6 protein-coding genes are annotated in these 4,382 nt (G+C 43.4%); all 6 read right to left on the reverse strand.

Going from position 1 to position 4,382, the window contains the following annotated elements:
- Positions 1-153: 153 nt before the first annotated feature.
- The gene (nqrM, locus tag A3766_RS12035) at positions 154-387 is read right to left on the reverse strand and encodes a (Na+)-NQR maturation NqrM (protein WP_068634427.1); all 234 of its coding nucleotides are present in this window, start codon (positions 385-387) and stop codon (positions 154-156) included.
- Positions 388-396: 9 nt separating this feature from the next.
- Complete coding sequence (locus A3766_RS12040) at positions 397-1,314, reverse strand: FAD:protein FMN transferase (protein ID WP_197476281.1); 918 nt, start codon at positions 1,312-1,314, stop codon at positions 397-399.
- Positions 1,315-1,491: 177 nt separating this feature from the next.
- Positions 1,492-2,718, reverse strand: a complete 1,227-nt coding sequence (gene nqrF, locus A3766_RS12045) for an NADH:ubiquinone reductase (Na(+)-transporting) subunit F (RefSeq protein WP_068506479.1) — start codon at positions 2,716-2,718, stop codon at positions 1,492-1,494.
- A 31-nt stretch (positions 2,719-2,749) separates the two neighbouring features.
- A complete protein-coding gene (gene nqrE / locus A3766_RS12050; RefSeq protein WP_197470144.1) occupies positions 2,750-3,361 on the reverse strand; it encodes an NADH:ubiquinone reductase (Na(+)-transporting) subunit E in 612 nt (203 codons plus the stop codon).
- The gene (locus tag A3766_RS12055; RefSeq protein WP_068506475.1) at positions 3,361-4,026 is read right to left on the reverse strand and encodes an NADH:ubiquinone reductase (Na(+)-transporting) subunit D; all 666 of its coding nucleotides are present in this window, start codon (positions 4,024-4,026) and stop codon (positions 3,361-3,363) included. The genes nqrE and A3766_RS12055 overlap by 1 nt, the downstream gene beginning before the upstream one ends.
- A gap of 2 nt (positions 4,027-4,028) precedes the next feature.
- Positions 4,029-4,382: FMN-binding protein (locus A3766_RS12060; protein ID WP_156508887.1), on the reverse strand; the 354-nt coding region annotated here is incomplete at its 5' end.

Genomic DNA, 4,382 nt, shown 5'->3' on the forward strand with positions numbered 1-4,382 from the left:
CGACCATTTTATGGCCTTTTGCAGCGTTTAACGCTGCCCCTTCACCTGCAGGGCCTGCGCCAATTACTACAACATCATAATGATACTCAGCCATATAACCTTGATCTCCTGAACCTCTAGAAAAAACCGTATGTAATGATACTTAAGCTGTATCTACTTCATTGCATTATAAGAAATATCTTTTCCGGTAGCGTCTTTAGCAGAACTATCAACTTCTTTGTCGCATTTATCCTTGTCACCGCCACAGACGTCGCAAGCAACCTCCATACCAAGCGCACTCATTCCACCACACGAACCGGTAATCGGCTTATTGGCAAAAATAACGCCAACAGCCATAACCAACATTAACAGGGCAAGAACACCGAAAACTATGAAAAATAACTCCATAAGTTCCTCCTACTTAAGATACTGTTTAAACGAATCAGTGTGCATTGTTATGAGGCCTTCATCACCTCGATAGATAAATAACGCACTGATATTGTGCTTTGAGGCAAACTCATACCCCCTCTGCTCACCCATCACCATTAGCGCCGTCGCAAGCCCGTCAGCTAACATGCAATCTTCAGCAATCACACTAACAGATGCAAGCAGATGCTCAACTGGCCTGCCGCTGAGTGGGTCAATCGTGTGAGAATATCGTTTACCATTTTCTTCAAAATAATTTCGGTAATCTCCCGACGTAGCGAGCGCAGCATTACCAAGATGAACCCTAGTATAAACGTTTCTACCCTGTTTATCAGGTGATTCAATACCTAATACCCACAAGGAGTCACGAACACTTCTACCATGAGTCACTACCTCACCACCAATTTCTACCAGAAAGTTTGCGATGCCTTGCTCACGCAACGCGATAGCAACTTTATCTGCTGCAAAACCTTTAGCAATAGCAGAGAGGTCTAATTCTACGTCCTGGAGTTTGTACAGTTGACCGTCAACCAATTTAAAGCGTTGAACACCTACTTTTTCAAGCACAGAAGCGAGATTCTTTTCTTCAACAACTATCCCCTTGTGCTTAGAGCCACCGCCAAAGCCCCAGGCATCAATTAGCGGACCAACAGTTGGGTCGAAGCTCCCTTCGCTCAAGTTATTTAACGCAAGCGCCTCATTAAGCACTTCAATAGTTGTGGCCGACAAGGAAACACCCTCACCTATAGCAGCGCGATTAAATCTAGAGACTTCGGAGTCAGGCTTATAAGTAGACATCAAAGAGTCTATCGAAGCAAGCTCAGCCTCAATCGCAGACTGGATCGTTTTTAGCTGTGAACTATCAATCTCCGATGGGCTTACAATATTTATATTGTAAGTGGTACCCATCGTCGAACCACTTAAAGAATATTGAAGTCGATCTGGATGAGGTTGGCCGCACGCCATTAGGCCGAGCATCAAAACCAAAAAAATAGAAAATCTAAACACAATAAATAAAAACCGCTGTAAACGAAAAACGCCAGCCTTATTCAGGGCTGGCGTAACTAGAAATATAACTAGACGAGATTAACCGCCAAAGTCATCGAGTAAGATGTTCTCATCTTCAACACCTAGACTCTTAAGCATCTGAATAACAGCTGCGTTCATCATTGGAGGCCCACACATGTAGTACTCACAATCTTCTGGTGCTGGATGGTCTTTGAGGTAATTTTCATATAGAACATTATGAATAAACCCGGTGTAACCCTTCCAGTTATCTTCTTCCATCGGATCAGATAACGCAGCATGCCATACAAAGTTTTCATTTTCTTCTGCTAGCTTGTCATACTCGTCCTGATAAAACATTTCTCTCAAGCTTCGAGCACCATACCAGAATGACATCTTACGCTTAGACTCAAGTCGCTTAAGCTGATCAAAAATATGTGAACGCATCGGGGCCATACCCGCACCGCCACCAACAAATACCATTTCGTTGTCAGTATCTTTAGCAAAGAACTCACCAAATGGCCCGTAAACATCGATGGTATCGCCCTTCTTAAGATTGAATACGTAAGATGACATTATCCCTGGAGGGTGGTTCGTTCCTGGAGGAGGCGAAGCGATACGAATGTTGAACTTAACAAGCCCTTTTTCTTCAGGATAGTTTGCCATTGAGTAAGCTCGTATAACGTCTTCTTTAACAATTGACTTATACTGCCACAAGTTGAATTTATCCCAGTCTTCGCGATATTCGTCTTGAATTTCAAAGTTTTTATAATCAACTTCGTGAGGTGGACACTCAAGCTGAACATAACCACCAGCGCGAAAGTCAACGTTCTCGCCCTCTGGCAACTTAAGAACCAGTTCTTTAATGAAAGTAGCTACGTTGTCGTTTGATTCAACAGTACAAACCCACTTCTTAACGCCAAATACTTCTTCGTCAACTTCGACTTTCATGTCCTGTTTCACAGGAACCTGACAAGCGAGTCTCCAGCCTTCACCTTCTTCACGCTTGGTAAAGTAAGCTTTTTCAGTTGGAAGCATAGAGCCACCACCTTCTAAAACTTTACACTTACACTGCGCACATGTACCACCGCCACCACAAGCTGATGATAGAAATAGGCCTTCAGAAGCAAGCGTTTGAAGTAGCTTTCCTCCTGCCGGGGTTTTAATAGTGTTGTCAGGATCTTCGTTTATCAAGATAGAGACGTCACCACTACTCACTAATTGTTTTCTTGCGATCAGTATGATGGCTACAAGTGACAGTACAATCACCGTAAACATCACCACACCGAGTACTATTTCTGCATTCATATTAATACCTTATCTATCTACCCAGTGTTAATTAAAGCGAGATACCAGAGAACGACATAAAACCTAGTGACATCAAGCCTACAGTGATAAAGGTAATACCCAAGCCACGCAGACCTTCAGGCACATCACTGTACTTGAGCTTTTCTCGGATACCGGCCAATGCGACGATCGCAAGAGCCCAACCGACACCAGCACCCAAGCCATAGACCGTGCTCTCAGCAAGATTATAATCACGCTCAACCATAAATAGAGATGCACCCATGATCGCACAGTTTACTGTGATCAATGGTAGGAATACCCCAAGAGCGTTATACAGATCCGGGAAGTACTTATCCAAAACCATTTCTAGAATCTGTACCAAAGCAGCGATAACACCAATGTAAGTTAACAAACCTAAGAAACTCAGGTCTACATCAGGATAGCCCGCCCAAGCCAAGGCTCCATCTTTTAGAAGGTAGGTATAAATAAGATTATTTACAGGAACAGTGATTGCCAATACAACGACTACGGCAATACCTAGACCGGTTGCAGCTTGAATCTTCTTAGAAATCGCAAGGAAGGTACACATTCCCAAAAAGAATGCCAAAGCCATATTTTCAACAAATACAGCCTTAACAAATAGGCTTAAATAATATTCGATCATTAGAACGCCTCCTTAACAGAGTGAGACGAGATTTTGTAATCAGCAGGCTCTACCTGGTCTTTCTTCCATTGCCTTAAGCCCCAAATAAGCAAACCGATGATAAAGAAAGCACTTGGAGGAAGCAGCAACATACCATTAGGTACATACCAGCCACCATTGTTAACGGTAGGCATAAGCTCGATGCCAAACAACATGCCTGAACCAAACAATTCACGTACAAAAGCGACTAATAGCAAAATAACGGCATATCCTAAACCATTACCTATGCCATCCAGGAAACTCATGCCTGGGCCATTTTGCATTGCAAACGCTTCAGCACGCCCCATTACGATACAGTTCGTGATAATCAAGCCCACAAAAACTGAAAGCTGCTTACTAAGTTCATAGGCATAGGCCTTGAGAACCTGATCAACAACAATTACCAACGAAGCAATGATAGTCATTTGAACAATGATTCGTATGTTCGAAGGTATTTGGCTACGAATTACGGATACAAACAAGTTAGATAGGCCACATACTGCACATACAGCCAAGCCCATAACAACCGATAGCTCCATACTAGTGGTAACGGCTAACGCAGAACAAATACCTAAGATTTGAAGTGCGATAGGGTTATTGCTAAAAACTGGTTCAAAAAGAACTTTTTTTGCTGTTACATCACTCATTCTTAAGCTCCTTCACGCAAGCGATTCAGGTACTTTTGGAATCCCTGCTCGCCAGTCCAATATTGAATAAGGTTAGTCACACCCACACTAGTCAAAGTAGCACCAGATAGACCGTCTACCATGTATTCGGCATCAGCTCGACTTTTATCAACTGCGCCTTTAATCAAGCCAAGCTTTGGCTGATCGCTAGACGCGAAGTCGTAGACCTTTTTACCCGGCCAAATCGCTTTCCAGCGCGGATTATCAACCTCACCACCCAAGCCAGGAGTCTCGGCATGCTCATAGAAGCCAAGCCCAACGACTGTATTAGCATCGCCCTCCAAAGCCAAGAAACCATGCAGTGTCGACCATAAGCC

Source organism: Oleiphilus sp. HI0132 (assembly GCF_001635845.1).

Excerpts from the sequence above, each read along its gene's own strand:
- nqrM (WP_068634427.1), bottom strand. The coding sequence starts at position 387 with ATGGAGTTATTTTTCATAGTTTTCGGTGTTCTTGCCCTGTTAATGTTG.
- A3766_RS12040 (WP_197476281.1), bottom strand. The coding sequence starts at position 1,314 with ATGGGTACCACTTACAATATAAATATTGTAAGCCCATCGGAGATTGAT.
- nqrF (WP_068506479.1), bottom strand. The coding sequence starts at position 2,718 with ATGAATGCAGAAATAGTACTCGGTGTGGTGATGTTTACGGTGATTGTA.
- nqrE (WP_197470144.1), bottom strand. The coding sequence starts at position 3,361 with ATGATCGAATATTATTTAAGCCTATTTGTTAAGGCTGTATTTGTTGAA.
- A3766_RS12055 (WP_068506475.1), bottom strand. The coding sequence starts at position 4,026 with ATGAGTGATGTAACAGCAAAAAAAGTTCTTTTTGAACCAGTTTTTAGC.